16 protein-coding genes are annotated in these 16,422 nt (G+C 67.9%); 4 read left to right on the top strand and 12 right to left on the bottom strand.

What is annotated here, in order from left to right:
- Positions 1-21: 21 nt before the first annotated feature.
- From B9Y64_RS09915 to B9Y64_RS09890, 6 genes are all read right to left on the bottom strand, one after another.
- On the bottom strand, positions 22-2,040 hold the full coding sequence (locus B9Y64_RS09915) for a hypothetical protein (RefSeq protein WP_075677095.1): 2,019 nt from the start codon (positions 2,038-2,040) through the stop codon (positions 22-24).
- Positions 2,037-2,711, bottom strand: a complete 675-nt coding sequence (locus B9Y64_RS09910) for an OB-fold-containig protein (protein WP_100440523.1) — start codon at positions 2,709-2,711, stop codon at positions 2,037-2,039. Before B9Y64_RS09910 ends, B9Y64_RS09915 begins: the two co-directional genes overlap by 4 nt.
- Positions 2,712-2,879: 168 nt before the next feature.
- A complete protein-coding gene (locus B9Y64_RS09905; RefSeq protein WP_014037969.1) occupies positions 2,880-3,536 on the bottom strand; it encodes a phosphoribosylanthranilate isomerase in 657 nt (218 codons plus the stop codon).
- Positions 3,533-4,303 (bottom strand): tRNA pseudouridine(38-40) synthase TruA, encoded by a 771-nt coding sequence (gene truA, locus B9Y64_RS09900; protein ID WP_100440522.1) that lies wholly within the window; start codon positions 4,301-4,303, stop codon positions 3,533-3,535. Before truA ends, B9Y64_RS09905 begins: the two co-directional genes overlap by 4 nt.
- 32 nt (positions 4,304-4,335) lie before the next feature.
- Complete coding sequence (locus B9Y64_RS09895) at positions 4,336-4,698, bottom strand: VOC family protein (protein ID WP_100440521.1); 363 nt, start codon at positions 4,696-4,698, stop codon at positions 4,336-4,338.
- Between the two features lie 26 nt (positions 4,699-4,724).
- A complete protein-coding gene (locus B9Y64_RS09890) occupies positions 4,725-6,752 on the bottom strand; it encodes a FimV/HubP family polar landmark protein (protein WP_100440520.1) in 2,028 nt (675 codons plus the stop codon).
- A 39-nt stretch (positions 6,753-6,791) separates the two neighbouring features.
- On the opposite strand from B9Y64_RS09890, the gene B9Y64_RS22395 reads away from it, so the two are divergent.
- On the top strand, positions 6,792-6,920 hold the full coding sequence (locus tag B9Y64_RS22395; RefSeq protein WP_265350052.1) for a hypothetical protein: 129 nt from the start codon (positions 6,792-6,794) through the stop codon (positions 6,918-6,920).
- Here the strand turns inward: B9Y64_RS22395 and B9Y64_RS09885 are convergent, their stop codons facing one another.
- The 4 genes from B9Y64_RS09885 to prmB form a co-directional block, all read right to left on the bottom strand.
- Positions 6,921-7,949, bottom strand: a complete 1,029-nt coding sequence (locus tag B9Y64_RS09885) for an aspartate-semialdehyde dehydrogenase (protein ID WP_053500248.1) — start codon at positions 7,947-7,949, stop codon at positions 6,921-6,923.
- A gap of 92 nt (positions 7,950-8,041) precedes the next feature.
- Complete coding sequence (locus tag B9Y64_RS09880; protein ID WP_100440519.1) at positions 8,042-9,079, bottom strand: 2-hydroxyacid dehydrogenase; 1,038 nt, start codon at positions 9,077-9,079, stop codon at positions 8,042-8,044.
- Positions 9,072-10,175: a chorismate synthase gene (aroC, locus tag B9Y64_RS09875; protein ID WP_100440518.1), complete on the bottom strand. Its 1,104-nt coding sequence runs from the start codon at positions 10,173-10,175 to the stop codon at positions 9,072-9,074. The genes B9Y64_RS09880 and aroC overlap by 8 nt, the downstream gene beginning before the upstream one ends.
- Positions 10,172-11,101: a 50S ribosomal protein L3 N(5)-glutamine methyltransferase gene (prmB, locus tag B9Y64_RS09870; RefSeq protein ID WP_100440517.1), complete on the bottom strand. Its 930-nt coding sequence runs from the start codon at positions 11,099-11,101 to the stop codon at positions 10,172-10,174. The genes aroC and prmB overlap by 4 nt, the downstream gene beginning before the upstream one ends.
- A 122-nt stretch (positions 11,102-11,223) precedes the next feature.
- On the opposite strand from prmB, the gene B9Y64_RS09865 reads away from it, so the two are divergent.
- Positions 11,224-11,874, top strand: coding sequence for an SCO family protein (locus B9Y64_RS09865; protein WP_005417991.1), 651 nt, complete (start codon positions 11,224-11,226; stop codon positions 11,872-11,874).
- Entirely contained in the window at positions 11,871-12,713 is an 843-nt protein-coding gene (gene asd, locus B9Y64_RS09860; protein WP_100440516.1) for an archaetidylserine decarboxylase, read from the top strand. Before B9Y64_RS09865 ends, asd begins: the two co-directional genes overlap by 4 nt.
- Before the next feature lie 83 nt (positions 12,714-12,796).
- Here asd and B9Y64_RS09855 read toward each other — a convergent pair whose 3' ends face one another.
- Both B9Y64_RS09855 and B9Y64_RS09850 read right to left on the bottom strand, forming a co-directional pair.
- On the bottom strand, positions 12,797-13,144 hold the full coding sequence (locus B9Y64_RS09855) for a ribonuclease E inhibitor RraB (RefSeq protein ID WP_100440515.1): 348 nt from the start codon (positions 13,142-13,144) through the stop codon (positions 12,797-12,799).
- A gap of 24 nt (positions 13,145-13,168) precedes the next feature.
- On the bottom strand, positions 13,169-14,779 hold the full coding sequence (locus B9Y64_RS09850; RefSeq protein ID WP_100440514.1) for a transglycosylase SLT domain-containing protein: 1,611 nt from the start codon (positions 14,777-14,779) through the stop codon (positions 13,169-13,171).
- A gap of 122 nt (positions 14,780-14,901) precedes the next feature.
- On the opposite strand from B9Y64_RS09850, the gene B9Y64_RS09845 reads away from it, so the two are divergent.
- Positions 14,902-16,407, top strand: a complete 1,506-nt coding sequence (locus B9Y64_RS09845) for a helicase HerA-like domain-containing protein (protein WP_100440513.1) — start codon at positions 14,902-14,904, stop codon at positions 16,405-16,407.
- Positions 16,408-16,422: the final 15 nt, after the last annotated feature.

Raw genomic sequence — 16,422 nt, 5'->3', positions numbered from 1 at the left:
CAGCGGCCACCGCCCGATGCATCAACGGGCGCTGTCGACCACGGTGGCCGACACGGTCGGCACCGCTTCGGCATCCTCGGCGATCTGGCGCGGTGCCGGTTCGGCCACGGCCACGCCCAGGTAGCGCTGCATCAGCTCCTGCACGATCGGGCTCTTGCCGGCGAAGCCTTCGATCGACTTGCCCAGCGACACGGCCTTGACCAGGTTCTCGAACATGCCGCCGTCGCCACCGACCAGGTCGATATCGGCGTTGCGCAGCGCGCTGGCGATGACATTGGCGTTCTCGCGCGAGACTTCCTTGCCGGCTTCGATCGAGGCCAGCGCCTGCTTCAGGCTGTTGTCCAGCATCATGCGGAACTCTTCGTGGCCACGTGCCTGGTCGCTCAGCGAGGCGATGGCTTCGAACTTGCGCACCAGGCCCTCAGCCTCGGCCAGCAGCTTCTTCTGCACCACGCCGGCTTCGGCGTTGCCCAGCGACTCGGTGGCAGTGGCACGGGCCAGGCCCATCTTTTCCTCACCCTGTGCCTGCGCCTGCAGGGTCTCGGCCAGCACCCGGGCTTCGTTGCTGCCCTGCTTCAGGCTGGCTTCGGCCTTGGCTTCGATCACGCGGGCCTCGGCGATGCCGACCTTCTCGATGGCCAGTGCCGAGGCTTCACGCACCTGCGCCTCGGCCAGGCCAGGAGCGGCCTGTTCGGCACGCAGGGCATCGGCCAACAGGCGCTTGGCTTCGGCCTGCTTGCCAGCCGCTTCGTGCTCGGCCTGGGCCAGCGTGGTCAGTTCCACCGCACGATGCTTGGAGGCGGTTTCACGCGCCTGCGCTTCCTTCACTTCGCGCACCAGCGATTCCTGCGCCTTGGCCTCGGCCTCCAGGATCAGCACCTGCTTCTGGCGGTCGGCCTCGGAGACCTCGCGCACTTCCTTGATGCGCTCCTCTTCCTGCGCCACGGTCTTGTCGATGGAGATGCGTTCGCGGGTGATGTTGGCCACGTCCATCTTGCCCTGCTCGACCACCTTGTCGCGCTCCACGCCCTGCAGCTGCACTTCACGGTCGGTGGTGACCTGCTCCAGCTGGCGCGCGCGCTCCACGCGCTCGGCTTCGATGGCCACCGCACGCTGGCGGTTCTGCTCGGCCACTTCCACTTCGCGCAGGCGGTTCTGGTCGCGGATCTCGATCAGCTGCTGCGCCTCGATGCGGGCATTCTCGGACAGCTGGCGCTGTTCTTCCTGCACCTTGGCAGTCTCGGCTTCCTCGCGCGCGCGGATGGTCTCGATCTCGCGCTTCTGGCGTGCTTCGGCTTCGGCCTGCTGGCGCTCCAGTGCCAGCAGCGCTTCACGGGCTTCCACGTTCTTCTTGGTGATGGCGAGCTTCTCGTTCTGCTCCAGCTCGTTGGTCACCACGTTCTGCGCGGCGGTCAGCTCGGTGATCTTGCGGATGCCCTGCGCATCGAGAATGTTGAACTGGTCCAGCAGCGACTTCGGGGTCTGTTCCAGGTAGTCGATCGCCACGTCTTCCAGCACGTAGCCGTTGAGGTCGTTGCCGATCACCGCGATGATCTCGTCGCGGAATTCCTGGCGCTTCTCGAACAGTTCGGTGAAGTCGAATTTCTTGCCGACCGTCTTCAGCGCTTCGGAGAACTTGGCGTTGAACAGCTCATCGACGGCATGCTTGTCCGACGCACGATCAGCACCGATGGCCTTGGCCACGCGCAGCACGTCGGCCTGGGTCTCGTTCACCCGCAGATAGAAGGCAACGGCGATGTCGGCACGCATGTTGTCGCGGCAGATCAGGCCTTCCTTGCCGCGGCGGTCGATCTGCAGGGTGATCAGGCTGATCCGCATCAGCTCGGCGCGGTACAGCACCGGGATGATCAGTGCACCGGTGAAATGCACCTTGGGCGTGGAGCTCATGTCGTTGACGATCAGGGCCACACCCTGGTCGACCTTGCGATAGAAGGCCTTGAACAGGCCGGCCACGCCCAGCAACAGGACGAGCAGGCCGCCGGCGACGGCCAGGATCGGTAAGAGGGACGCCAACGTCATTGATGATTCTCCTTGTTGCCCGGAAGCAGGTTGTCCTGGAAATCGAGGGCGACCGCATCGGCGCGGACCACCCGGTAATAGTGCTGTTCGGCCATGTGCTCGACCAGCACGATGCGCTCGCCACGCTGCAGTTCGATGTCGCTGCGGACCTGCAGCACCAGCCCGGCGCCGCCGTCATCGACATTGGCATGGCCGCTGCGTGCGTCCACCTTCGGCGATGCGACCACGCCGATCCGGCCCAGCAGCGATGCCTGAGGCACCGGCCGCAGGCGCAGCAGGAAGCGCCGGACCGGGCGCAGGATCAACGCGGTGAGCGGTACTGCAGGCAGCGGTGCCAGCACCGCCACGAGCGTGCCCAGCCCCCAGCGCAGCAGGTCCGGCAGCGGCAGCAGTACGAACAGATGGATGAAATAGGTGATGAACCAGCCGAACAGGCCCAGCAATGTGACCACCACCATGATCGGGACGCCGCCCAGGCCCCAGCGCGCCAGCACGGCCGACAGGCCACTGAGATCGGTCCCGGCCTCGAGTGCGCCATCGGCGCCGAGATCGCCGAAGCCGTCATCGACCAGGCCGAACGCCGCAACCGCCCAATACATCACCGACACCATCAGCAGAATGCTGTACGGCAGAGTCGGGTAACCGAGCACGACGGTGAGAAACTCCTGCATCGCTTGCCTTCCTGGGCTGTGGGCGGCGGCCGCCCGTTCAGGGCGCGCAATGCCCGCCCCGTCGATCCCGGCGCCGGCCCTCATGGCAGGCGCGCTAGGGACCATCCTATGTGAAGAATGCGTGCAGGCTCAAATCAAGGTCTCAATCACGGCAAATAGTGACGCCGATCACTCGAGGACCGTGCAGTCGGCGCGGCGCACTTCTTCGACGAAGGTACGCATCTTGTAGCCGTCCTTGATGCCCGGCTCCAGTTCGATGCCGCTGGAGACATCCACGCCCCACGGCAGGGTGGCCAGCACCGCGTCGTAGACGTTTTCCGGGTTCAGGCCGCCGGCCAGCAGGAACGGGCGATGCAGGCCGGTCGGAATCCGGCCCCAGTCGAAGGCCACGCCGGTGCCGCCGCCGCCGCCCGGCGCATGGCTGTCGAACAGGAAGCCGGCGGCGCTGGGGTAACGCAGCTGGAGCGTGCGGGCATTGATCTCTTCACGCCCGCCCATGGCGATCGCCTTCAGGTAGGGCATGTTGAAGCTGCGGCAGAAGCTCTCGTCTTCCTCGCCGTGGAACTGCAGCAGGGTCGGCCGTACCGTGCGCAGCACCTCGCGCACCTCTTCCTTGCTGTTGTTGCGGAACAATGCCACCACGTCGACCATCGGCGCGATCGCCTGGCGCATCGCGCGCGCCTCGGCCGGGGCAACCCGACGGCTGCTTTCACGGGCAAAGATGAAACCCACCGCGTCCACGCCCAGCTCACCGGCCAGGCGGACATCGCCGGCCCGGGTCATGCCACAGAACTTGATGCGGGTGCGGTAGTAGGAGCGGCTCATAGCGTGACCTCGGCGGGCAGATGCCAGTTGTCGGGGTACAGGGGCCCAAGGAACACCAGGCCCTGCGGCGGTGCGGTGGGACCGGCTACGGTGCGATCGCGCCCGGCCAGCAGTTCGGCGATCCATTCCACCGGTTTTTCGCCGCTGCCCACCAGGATCAACGATCCGACGATATTGCGGACCATGTGATGAAGGAATGCATTGCCCTGCACGGCGACTTCGATCACCTCGTCCTGGCGGCTGACCCGCAGTGACTGCAGTTCACGCCGCGCATGCAGCGCCTGGCACTGCACCGAACGGAACGCGCTGAAGTCGTTCTCGCCGAGCAGGGCCTGGCCGGCGGCATGCATCAGGCTCGCGTCCAGTGCACGGCGCTCCCAGCTGAGCGTCTGCCGCTCCAGCGCCGGCCGCACCTCGCGGTTGAGCAGGCGGTAACGGTAACGGCGCGCACGTGCCGAGAAGCGGGCGTGGAAATCGTCGGCCACCGGCACGCACCAGCGCACCGCGATCGAGCGCGGCAAGCGGGTGGTGGTCCCCAGCATCCAGGCACGCGGATCGCGCACCACGTCGGTGTCGAAATGCACGACCTGGCACTGGCCGTGCACGCCGGCATCGGTGCGGCCGGCACAGACCACCTGCAGTGGCGAATCTGCCACCGACGACAGGGCCTGCTCAAGGCTGGCCTGCACGCTGGGGCCACCCTCGCCCAGGTTCTGCCAGCCCCTGAAATCGCTGCCGTCGTACTCGACGCCAAGCGCGTAACGCATGTGCTACCTCGATGTTGCGGGAGGGGCGGCGCTCAGGCCGGATCGCGTTCGGACCAGACCGCCAGTTCGTTGCCACCGGGCTCGACGAACTGGAAACGGCTGCCACCGGGGAAAGAAAACACCGGCCGCACGATCTCACCGCCAGCGTCACGCACCGCTGCCTCGACCGGCGCCAGCTGGTCAGCGTACAACACCAGCAGCGGCGCACCGGCATCGCTGGCACGCTGTGGCTGGCCGCGGAAGAAGCCCCCCTGCAGGCGGCCGTCGTCGAACGCGGTGTAGTCGCTGCCATAGTCGACGAACGACCAGCCGAACGCCTTTTCGAAGAAGGCGCGGCTGGCCGCAGGATCCGTGGAGGCGAATTCAACGTAGTCGATGCGGCGCTCGCGGCTCATGGCAGGGTCCTTGTCGGCGGGGTCGGTCACGGCAGGCGGGCCAGCAGTTCGCGGGCCTGGGCCTGGCAGTGCAGGTCGCCGCCGTCGGCCACTTCCTGCAGCAACGTACGTGCGGTCTGGGCATCGCCCAGATCGAGGTAGGCGATGGCCAGCTCCAGGCGTTCCTGCCCAGCGCGCGGCGCCCAGCCGGCATCGCTGGCCGGTGCTGCGGCGCCGTCTTCGTGCGCGGCCGTGGCCAGCGCGTCGTGCGGCGCCTCGCTTGAATCCCCGCTGTCATGGCGCTCGGCCGGCAGGTCGAACACGCCACGGAACTGCGGCTGCTGTTCGGCGTGCAGCGCGTAATCCGGCACTGCCACCTCGTCAGGTGCCGCCGACGCGACCGCGTCATCCTGCACGGAGGCGGCCGCCACGCGGTCGTCCTGCGTGGTCACCGGCTCGTCCCAGCGCGGCAGGTCGGTCACTGCCTCAGGCAGCGCCACCACTTCGTCATCGCGCAGCGTCTGCGCCTGCCAGTCAGTCTGGGCGGCGACGTCGGCGTCCGGTTCGACAGCCACATCATCCTGCACCTCGGTTCCGCTCGCCCAGGCCGGCATCGCCGGCTCCTGTCGCCCGCCATCGGGCACCAGCGACGACCACGAGGACTGCTCGGCCAGCGTATCCAGCGCCGCGCCCGCCGGTACCGCTGCGGCCAGGCCAGCGGCATCGCCTTCTTCGCGCAGCGGCGGCAGCGGCGACGGCTTGCGACGGCGCAGCAGCCAGGCCGCACCGGCCGCCAGCAGCAGCACCGGCAGCCCCAGCCAGTACCACGGCGTTGCCGCATCGCGGCCATCCGGTGCCTGCGCCAGGCGCTGCTGCGCGGCGGCCAGGTCGTTGTCCTTCATCGCGATCAGCGACTGCTGCTGTTCCTTGAGCTTTTCCAGGTCGGCCACGCGCTGCTTCAGCTCGCCGATCTCGGCATCGCGGGTCGCGATGTCCTCGCGTGCCTGGCGCAGTTGTTCGTTGCCCAGCATGTCACCCTCGCTGCCGGCTCCGGTGCCGGTGGTTGTGCCCGCGTGCGTGGCGTCGGAGGCCAGCGCCGGGGCGATTTCAAGTCGTGCCCCATTGGCCGCAGCCGGGGAAGAAGCGTTCGTGGTTGCCGCCTTGGCGACCGGGGCAACGGTGCCCGCAGGTTGCGGCACGGTGCGCGCCTGCCGCCACTGTGCGGCGTGTTCACGCACCAGCGCTGCGGCTTCGGCGGCATCGACCGCCGCCAGTGCATCGCTGCCCGGCATGCGCAGTACGGCGCCCTGCTTGAGCAGGTTGACGTTGCCCCGGATGAAGGCCTCCGGGTTGGCCCGCAGCAGGGCAATCATTGCGCGGTCACGGCTGACCTGGTTGCCGCGGGCCACCGCGCTGGCGATCTGCGACAGGGTCTGCCCACGCTGGACGGTGACGCTGCCATCGGCTGCCGGCGCGGCAGCGGGTGCAGCCACTGCACGCGGGCGAGCCGGGGCCGGGGCCGGCGCTGCCGCGGTGGACGGCGCAGGCACGCTCGCGCGCTCTGCGGCGGCCGGTGCAGGGGCAGCGTCACGGACGATGGTGTTGGAGAGGGTGCCCGCCGGTGCGACGATCTCCGGCTCGGCCACCGCCAGTGCGCTGGAGGGCGCATCGACCAGTGCCGAATACTCGCGCACCAGGCGGCCCTGGCCCCAATCGGCCTCGATCAGGAAGCTCAGCGACGGGGCCTCGACCGGCGTCTGCGAGGTCACCCGCACCACCGCCCTGCCCTGCGCATTGCGGGTCAGTTCGAACTGCAGCTCGCTGACCAGCCCGGTCGGCCGCTGCAGACCGACGCGCTCGAAGGTGACCGGTGAAGCAAGCGCGACGCGCAGGTTCTCCAGCTCGGACGGATCGGCCGAGACCACCGGGATTTCGGCCAGCAGGGGCTGGCCCGGCTTGGACAGGACACGGATGTCACCCAAGCCCAGGGCAAGCGCCGAACTGCTGGCCAGGGCCAACAGCGCGGTGGAAAGATAGAGGAGCGGGCGCTTTGCGCCCCTGGCCCGTTTATTCATGGGCGACACTATAAAGCGTGCGGACCAGGGTCCGCACCCATGCAGAGCCGAGCCCGTGCCCGGCTGCACAGCCTGGTGGTGCCGGCCGCTGGCCGCCAGGCACGCACGTCCAGCCCTCACGGCAATGCCGGCCAGCAGCCGGCACTACCGGTGAGGCAACCGCTGTGATCAACGCTGCTCGGCGGCAACCAGCTCGGCCAGCTGCACGGCATTCAGGGCAGCGCCCTTGCGTACGTTGTCCGACACGATCCACAGATTCAGGCCACGCGGGTGCGACAGGTCCTCGCGGATGCGGCCGACGTACACCGCATCGGTGCCCGAGGCGTGGGTGACCGGGGTCGGGTAGCCACCGGCCTCGTGACGGTCAACCACTTCGATGCCCGGCGACTGCTCCAGCAGCGCACGCGCTTCGGCCACGGTGACCTTGTCACGGGTCTCGATCGCCACCGACTCGGAGTGGCCGTAGAACACCGGCACGCGGACCGCGGTCGGGTTCACCAGGATGCTGTCGTCGCCGAGGATCTTGCGGGTCTCCCAGATCAGCTTCATCTCTTCCTTGGTGAAGCCATTGTCCTGGAAGTCGTCGATGTGCGGGATCAGGTTGAAAGCGATCTGCACCGGGAAGCGCTGCGGATCGATCTCCTGGAAGCTCAGCAGCTGGCCGGTCTGCTTGCCCAGTTCCTCGGTGGCCGAACGACCACCGCCGGACACCGACTGGTAGGTGGAGACGTTGATGCGCTCGATGCCGTACTTGCGGTGCAGCGGCGCCAGCGCCACCAGCATCTGCATGGTCGAGCAGTTCGGGTTGGCGATGATGCCGCGCGGACGGTTGGCGACCTGTTCCGGGTTGACCTCGGACACCACCAGCGGCACGTCATCGTCGTAACGGAAGGCCGAGGAGTTGTCGATCACCACCGCACCGGCGGCGGCGAACTTCGGTGCGTATTCCTTGGACACGCTGCCGCCGGCCGAGAACAGCGCGATCTCGACACCGGTGGGATCGAAGGTGGCCAGGTCCTGGACCTTGACCTTCTGGCCGTTGAACTCGATCTCGCCGCCGGCCGAACGCTCGGAGGCCAGCACGCTCAGGGTGCCGACCGGGAAGTCACGCTCGGCCAGGATCGACAACATGGTCTCGCCGACGGCGCCGGTGGCACCGACGACGGCAACGTGGAAACTGCGCTGTGCATTGCTCATGGGGGAAACTCTCACGAAAACGGGGATGGGGAAAAATCACGCACGACAGCTGGGTTCGGGGAACCTCCTCAAGCGGGGTGCGCGGAGGTTCCCTATCGTTTCCCGGTTTTTTTGCCCAGAGTCACGCGCGCAGCCATCGCCGCGTCAGCGTTGATCGCGCTCGGCATGCGCGACGGGCCGCCGTCCAGGCCAAGCCCGGCAACCAGATTATCCACGGCCAGCTGTACCATCGCCGTGCGCGTTAGCAGCGAGGCGCTGCCGATGTGCGGAGTGAGCACCACATTGCGCAGTGCCAGCAGCTCCGGGCGCACCTTCGGCTCGCCCTCGTATACATCCAGGCCGGCGGCAGCCAGGCGGCCGCTGTCCAGCGCATCGGCCAGCGCGATCTCATCGACCAGGCCACCACGGGCGATGTTCACCAGCGTTGCCGACGGCTTCATCTTCGCCAGCGCGGCGGCATCGATCAGATGGTGCGAGGCCGGGGTGTACGGCAGCACCAGCAGCAGGTGATCGGATTGCGCGAGCAGCGTATCCAGGTCCACATAGGTGGCGCCCACCTCCGCTTCGGTCGCCGCTGGCAGCTGCGAACGGTTGTGGTACAGCACCTTCATGCCGAAACCGTGCGCGCCACGGCGGGCGATCCCCTGGCCGATGCGGCCCATGCCGAGGATGCCCAGCGTGCTGCCATGGATGTCGGCACCGAGCATGGTCTGGAACGACCACTGCTGCCACTGGCCTTCACGCAGCCAGCGTTCGGACTCGGTGATCCGGCGCGCCGTCGCCATCAGCAGGGCGAAACCGAGATCTGCGGTGGTTTCGGTAAGGACGTCCGGCGTGTTGCTGGCCAGGATGCCGGCCGCGCTGAGCGCGTCGACGTCCAGGTTGTTGTAGCCGACACCGACATTGGCGATCACCTGCAGCTGCGTGGCATCCGCCACCTGGGCCGCACCGATGCGCTCGTTGAGGGTGATGATCGCGCCATCGGCGCTGGCCAGCTGTGCGGCGATCTGGTCCGGCGACCAGGCGGTGACGGTGTCGGTACTGCGCAGCTGCACGCGATCGCGCAGCGGCGCGATGGCCGCGTCGATCAGCGGCTGGCTCACCCACACGGTCGGCCGCGTGTCAGCCATCGATCTGCCCGGGAATGCGCGGAGTGATCGTGCCGACATCGCCACACTGCGCGCGATGGCGCAGCGCCTGGTCCATCAGCACCATCGCCATCATCGCCTCGGCGATCGGAGTGGCGCGGATGCCGACGCAGGGATCGTGGCGACCGGTGGTGACCACCTCCACCACGTTGCCGGCGGTATCCAGCGACGGGCCCGGCAGGCGCAGGCTGGAGGTCGGCTTCAAGGCAATCGATGCGACCACCGGCTGGCCGGTGGAGATACCACCGAGGATGCCGCCGGCATGGTTGCTGGCGAAGCCCTGCGGGGTCAGCAGGTCACGGTGCTCGGTGCCCTTCTGCGCAGCGCTGGCGAAACCGTCGCCGATCTCCACGCCCTTCACCGCATTGATGCTCATCAGGGCGGCGGCAAGGTCGCCATCGAGCTTGCCGTAGATCGGCTCGCCCCAGCCCGGCGGCACGTTGTCGGCGACCACATCCACGCATGCACCGACCGAATCTCCGGACTTGCGCAGCGCATCCATGTACGCCTCCAGCTCGGGCACCTGTGCGGCGTGCGGCCAGAAGAACGGGTTGTCCTCCACCGCCGACCAGTCGAAACCGGCCGGGGTGATGTCACCCAGCTGCGACAGGTAGCCACGCACGGTGACGCCGAAGCGCTCGGCCAGCCACTTCTTGGCGACCACGCCGGCGGCCACGCGCATGGTGGTCTCGCGTGCCGAGGAACGGCCGCCACCGCGCGGATCGCGGATGCCGTACTTGTGCCAGTAGCTGTAGTCGGCATGGCCCGGGCGGAACTGCTGGCCGATGTTGGCGTAGTCCTTGCTGCGCTGGTCGGTGTTGCGGATCAGCAGCGCGATCGGAGTACCGGTGGTCAGGCCCTCGTATACGCCCGACAGGATCTCGACCTCATCGGCCTCGCGCCGTGCCGAGGTGTGCCGGCTCTTGCCGGTGGCGCGGCGCTGCAGATCGTGGGCGAATTCGGCCGCGTCCAGCGCCAGCCCCGGCGGGCAGCCATCGATCACGCAGCCGATGGCCGGCCCGTGCGACTCGCCGAACGTGGTGACGGTGAACAGCTTGCCGAACGAATTGGAGCTCACGGGCGCTGCGCCGCCAGTTCGGTGATGCGTGCACTGTGGGCGATCAGTTCACGGCATTCGACCGCGAAGATGCCCATCTGGCCGACCTTGAACTCGATCCAGTCGAAGTCCACTTCCGGCAGCAGCCTGACCAGATGCTGCTGCGACTCGCCCACTTCGCAGATCAGCAGGCCGGTTTCGCTCAGGTGCAGCGGCGCATCGCGCAGGATCTTCAGCACCAGGTCCAGGCCGTCGTCACCGGCACGCAGGCCCATTTCCGGCTCGTAGGAGTATTCCTGCGGCAGGGCATCGGTCTCGTCGTTGGTCACGTACGGCGGATTGGTGACGATCAGGTCGTAGTGGCGGCCGGTCAGGCCAGTGAACAGGTCCGACTTGATCAGGGCGACGTTGTGCGCCTGCAGCCGTTCCTTGTTCTCCTCGGCCAGCGACAGCGCGTCGTCGCTGAGGTCCACGCCATCGACTTCCCAGTTCGGGTAGTAGTGGCCGATGGCGATGGCGATGCAGCCCGAACCGGTGCACAGGTCCAGCGCACGGTGCACGTAGCGGTCACCCAGCCACGGCTGGAAGCCGCATTCGATCAGCTCGGCGATCGGCGAGCGCGGCACCAGGGCGCGCGGGTCGCTCTTGAAACTCAGGCCGGCAAACCAGGCCTCGCCGGTCAGGTAGGCGGCCGGAACGCGTTCGTCGATGCGGCGCTGGAACAGCTCCAGTACGCGCAGCTTCTCGGCCTGCAGCAGGCGCGCCTGGCCGTAGGCCGGGCCGAGGTCATGCGGCAGGTGCAGGCTGTGCAGCACCAGCTGGGTGGCCTCGTCCAGCGCATTGTCGTAGCTGTGCCCGAAGGTCAGCCCGGCTTCGTTGAAACGGCTGGTGCCGTAGCGGATCAGATCGATGATCGTGTGGAGTTCGGCGGCCGTTTCAGCGGTCATGGCGGTACTGCGGGCAAAGTGGCCCCCGATTATAGGGGCTGGCGCCCGCGGCGGCATCCGTTGCGGCGGAAACGATCGGGCCGCAGCCGTTATGATGGAGCCCATTTCGCGCGGGAGCCCCCATGTTCAATCGCAACGCCGGCATCATCCTGCTGATCGCCCTGGCCGCGGGGCTCGGCCTGCTGGCCGCCCAGCAGGTGTTCGCGCCGAAGCCGCCGGCCAACGCCCCGGCCACCGAGGCGATCACCCTGTATCCACAGCCGCGTGAACTGCCCGACTTCAACCTGGCCCAGTCCGACGGCACCCGGCTGATCCCGGGCGAACTGAAGGGCCACTGGACCCTGGTGTTCCTGGGCTTCACCTTCTGCCCCGACGTCTGCCCGACCACCCTGGCCGAGCTGGCCGGCGCGCAGAACCAGTGGGAGGCCCTGCCCGATGGCCTGCGCCCGCGCGTGCTGTTCATCTCGGTCGACCCGGATCGCGACAGCGCCACCCGCCTCGGCGAGTACGTGCACGGCTTCCACAAGGACACCCTGGCCGCCACCGCCGATATCCCCTCGCTGGAGCGCTTCGCCACCTCGCTGGGCTTCGTGTTCCAGAAGGTCCCGGGCAAGCATTTCGACGAGAACCCCGAGGATTACACCGTCGAGCATTCGGCCAGCCTGGCCGTGCTCGACCCGCAGGGCCGCCTTGCCGGCCTGGTGCGCCCCCCGTTCAATGCGCCGGCGATTGCCCGCGACCTGCAGAAGCTGACCGAGAAAACCGCCCCATGAGCCTCACCACCGCCCTGACGTACGCCCTGCCCCATCGCCTGCTGTCCTCGATGGCGCGCTCGCTGGCGTACTCGGACGATCCGCGCGTGTCGCGCTGGCTGATCGACACCGTCACCCGCAAGTTCAACGTCGACCTGGACGAGGCGGCCAACCCGGACCCGCGCAGCTACGCGACCTTCAACCAGTTCTTCACCCGCGCGCTGAAGCCGGGCGCACGCGTGGCCGATGCCGATCCGCGCAGCCTGGTGATGCCGGCCGACGGCCGCATCAGCCAGCTCGGCAGGATCGAGGCCGGCCGCATCTTCCAGGCCAAGGGCCAGTCGTTCACCGCCGCCGAACTGCTGGGCAGCGCCGAGGATGCCAAGCCGTACAACGACGGCCTGTACGCCACCGTGTACCTGTCCCCGCGCGACTACCACCGCGTGCACATGCCGTGGACCGGCACCCTGCGTGAGACCGTGCACGTGCCGGGGCGCCTGTTCAGCGTCGGCCCGGCAGCCGTCAACGGCGTACCGCGCCTGTTCGCCCGCAACGAGCGCCTGGTCTGCCACTTCGACACCAGCTTCGGCCCGATGGTCAGCGTGATGGTCGGTGCACTGCTGGTGTCCGGCGTGGAAACCGTGTGGAGCGGCGAGGAGATCCCGGCCTACGGCGATCGCATCACCCGCAAGGACTACCGCGGCCAGGGCATCAAGCTGGAGCGCTTTGCCGAGATGGCACGGTTCAACTACGGCTCGACCGTGATCGTGCTGCTGCCACCGGGCGTAGCCGAATTCGCCCCGCAGCTGGGCGCCGAAAGCCCGGTGCAGCTGGGCCAGGCCCTGGCGAAGCTGCGCTGAAGAAAAAGGGGACGGAGGGGATTAAGTCGTTAATGCATTAACGACTTAATCCCCTCCGTCCCCTTTTTGCGTCCCTTCTTGGGTTACTGCAGGGCCGGGGCCGGGCCGACGTCCATGCCGTCGTAGTCTTCCACGCCGCGCTCCGCGGCCAGCGCTGCGAACGCCTGGTTGCGGCGGTCCAGCGAGGTTTCGTCGTGGATCTCCACGCGCTCCACGTGCAGCACGTGGAACGAGGCATCGCCTTCTTCCGGCTCCTGCTCGAACAGTTCCACGAAGGTGTAGCCCTGCTCCTGCAGGTGGTCGGCCAGTGCCTGCAGCGGTTCAGCGCTGGAGTGGACGAAGAAATACCCCCACAGCAACGGGCCGTTGATGTCCCAGTCGGTGTTTTCGCGGAGGTTGGCGAACAGGTTGCGGGTGGCTTCGAGGTCCATGCGGATTCCAGCAGTCGTGGGGGATTACTTGTCGCAGCCCTGCAGCTTCAGCGTCTGGCCATGGCGCAGGCTGTAGGCCGGGGCCTTCAGGCCGTTGGCGCGGGCCAGGGTCGGCACGTCGCACTGGAACTTCGCCGCGATGGCGCCCAGGGTCTCGCCCTTGCCCACCTTGTGGCTGCGCACCGGCTTCGGCCGGGCGGCCGGCGCCGGGCGCGGCGTCGCCACTGCGGCCACCGGTGTGGTCGGCACGCTGGTGGATGCGGCCGCATCGGCCACCGGCACCACACCGCCCACCGCCACGCTGCCGGTATAGCTGGCCGCGGTCGGGCGCTTGATCGCCGCGTTCAGATCGGCGGTGATCAGCGTGCGGGCCAGGTCGGCACGCGGGCCACTGACACAGTTGCGCTGGTACAGGCCGGCGATGCGGGTGGTGGCGTTGATCAGCGTGCCGGCCGGAATCCAGCCATCGGCTTCATAGCGCGGGTTGAGATTGCGCAGCGCGCGCATGTAGCCATCACGGGTGCCGTGGCTGCCCAGGCAGATGGTCAGTTCGTAGATGGTGGTGGACTTGGCCAGGCGCAGCGTGGCCGGCTGCGCGCTGATCTTCGGGAACTCCACGCCGTACTGCTGCGGGTGCAGGAAGATCCAGGCGGCGGCGATCACCATCGGCACATAGTCCTTGGTTTCGCCCGGGAACTGGTTGTAGACGCTGTCGGTCCAGAAGCTCTGGCCACTGCTCTGCCTGAACACGCGTGCGGCACGGCCTTCGCCACCGTTGTAGGCAGCCACCGACATTTCCACGTTGTTGTTCAGTTCGCGCAGGCGCTCGTTGAGGTAGCTGGCGCTGGCCTCGGCCGCGCTGCGCGCATCGAAACGGGTATCGAAGCCGGTGCCGTCCGGGCCCAGGCCGAAGCGACGGCCGGTGGCCGGCATGAACTGCATCAGGCCGGCGGCGCCGGCGCGCGAGGACGCATGCACGCGACCGTTGGACTCCTTGGCCATGATGCCGAACAGAAGCGCCTCGGGCAGGCCGCGCTTCTCCCACTCCGGCCACATCACCGCGCGCAGGTTCTGGTAATTCTCGTAGCTCGTCAGCAGCGCCGGGCGCATGTCGGTCAGCCAGCGACGGATGCCGGCCTGCACCGCCGGGTTGTATTCGACCATGCTGTCGAAGGCGTGCCGCTTGTCGTTCAGCAGCGCGGCAGCGCGCGCGGCCTCGGGCACGTCCGCGGTCAGCGGGCCGATATGGTCGGGGTCGGCTTCCAGGCGGTCGCCGCCCTCGTCGGCCACGTCATCGCTGGCGGCCGCATCGGCGTCGTGCTTGAGCAGGCGCTTGTAGCTGGCCAGCAGGGTGCCCATCTGGCAGCCCTTCTGCTTCACGCAGTCGTTGAGGACATCTTCCATGTCCTCCAGCGCGGCATCGGCCTCGTTGCTGCCCTTCGGGTCGGCATTGGCAACCAGCAGCAGGGCGTCGCTGTAGCGCTTTTCGGCGGCGGTCATGCGCTGTTGCAGCGCATCCACCTTCACCTTGTCCCGGGCCGAAACCCGCTGCGCATGGGCGTCGGGGGCCAGGGAAACCAGGCCGGCCAGGGCCAGCAGCGGCCAACCACGGGAAATCAGGACAGGAACGGGCATTGATGGCACTGTGTGCGAAACAGGCAGGCAGAGTAGCGGCGCCGCCAAGGTCCGGGCAAGCCGACCATCGGACCGTCACTGCCGGCGGTTAACATTGGGCTATTCACCACAAGGGCTGGACCATGGATCCGATTCTGCTCGGCAAAGGCATTACAGACGATATTGCCGTCACCCTGCTGCCGAAACTCGGCAACCGTCACGGCCTGGTGGCCGGTGCCACCGGTACCGGCAAGACCGTGACCCTGATGACCCTGGCCGAGGGGTTCTCGCGGCTGGGCGTGCCGGTGTTCCTGGCCGACGTGAAGGGTGATGTCTCCGGCCTGGCCGTACCCGGCACTGGCGCCGAGAACCTGCTCCAGCGTGCCGCCGAGATCGGCGTGGCCGACTATGCACCGGCCGCCAGCCCCACCATCTTCTGGGACCTGTACGGCAAGCTGGGCCACCCGGTGCGCACCACCGTCAGCGAAATGGGCCCCACCCTGCTGTCGCGCATCCTCGAATTGAACGACACCCAGGCCGGGGTGCTCGACATCGTCTTCAAGCTGGCCGACGACCGCGGCCTGCTGCTGCTGGACATGGACGACCTGCGCGCCCTGCTCGGCCTGGTCGCCGAGGAGCGCAAGGACATCTCCACCGAGTACGGCCTGGTCAGCGCGCAGTCGATCGCCGCGATCCAGCGTTCGGTCCTGCGCCTGGCACAGGACGGCGGCGAGAATTTCTTCGGCGAACCGGCACTGGAGCTGGCCGACATCATGCGGGTCAACCACGACGGCCGCGGCGTGATCGGCATCCTCGCCGCCGACCAGCTGGTGCTCAAGCCCAAGCTGTACTCCACCTTCCTGCTGTGGCTGCTGTCGGAGCTGTTCGAACAGCTGCCGGAAGTGGGCGACCTGGACAAGCCGAAGCTGGTCTTCATCTTCGACGAGGCACACCTGTTGTTCGACGATGCGCCGCCGTCGCTGGTGCAGCGCATCGAGCAGGTGGTGCGCCTGATCCGTTCCAAGGGCGTGGGCGTGTATTTCTGCTCGCAGTTCCCCGACGACGTGCCGGGCAACATCCTCGGCCAGCTCGGCAACCGCGTACAGCACGCGCTGCGTGCGTTCACCCCGCGCGACCAGAAGGCGGTGAAGACCGCGGCCGAAACCTTCGTGCCGAACCCGAAATTGGACGTGACCAAGGTGCTGAGCCAGCTCGGCACCGGCGAGGCGCTGGTCTCCACGCTGCAGGACAAGGGCATACCGATGCCGGTGCAGCAGACGATGATCGCACCGCCGCGTTGCCGGATGGGGCCGATCACCGAAGCCGAGCGTGCCCAGGTGCGTGCCGGCAGCCCGGTCGGCAGCCGCTACGACACCGCGATCAACCGCGAATCGGCCGCCGAACTGCTGGCCCAGCGCGCGCAGAAGACGGTCGAACAGGCGCAGGCTCCGGCCGCGCGCAGCCGCGAGCAGGACGAAGCGCAGCAAGGTGGTTTCGGCCAGGCGATCAAGGATGCGATCTTCGGCACCAAGCGCCGCCAGGGCATGATTGAAACCATGGCCAAGCAGACCACGCGCACCGTCGGCACCAAGCTGGGCAACCAGATCGTGCGCGGCATCCTCGGTGGCATCTTCGGCGGCAAGCGCTGATTCACCGCCACTGGG

Source organism: Stenotrophomonas maltophilia, from assembly GCF_002799245.1.
In the GTDB taxonomy this organism is placed as follows: Bacteria; Pseudomonadota; Gammaproteobacteria; order Xanthomonadales; family Xanthomonadaceae; genus Stenotrophomonas; species Stenotrophomonas maltophilia_S.
This window is presented reverse-complemented; position numbering and strand designations above follow the sequence as displayed.